General features: G+C 77.5%; 1 pseudogene. It reads right to left on the bottom strand.

The annotated features are described in order from the left end of the window. Positions 1 to 222 (bottom strand): annotated as a pseudogene (locus EAD96_RS00160) (hypothetical protein); the annotation flags it as partial.

The raw sequence follows: 222 nt of genomic DNA, 5'->3' as shown, positions 1-222 counted from the left end.
TCCGGCGCTCGGCACGCTGGGCCAGCGCGGCCATCACCATCGAGCCGCCGACACCGGCGATCACCGCGTACGGGGCGATCAGATGGGCCGACAACTGTTCCGCGGCGATCCCGGCGAGGCGCGGCACCGCCAGCAGGTACGCCAGCGCGACGAGCAGCGGCCCGGCCGCCCCGGAGGCCGCCGCACCGACGCGGATCTCGGGTGCACGGGCGGCTCGGCGGG

The organism is Micromonospora sp. BL1, from assembly GCF_003667485.1.
Lineage (GTDB): Bacteria > Actinomycetota > Actinomycetes > Mycobacteriales > Micromonosporaceae > Micromonospora > Micromonospora tulbaghiae.
This window is presented reverse-complemented; position numbering and strand designations above follow the sequence as displayed.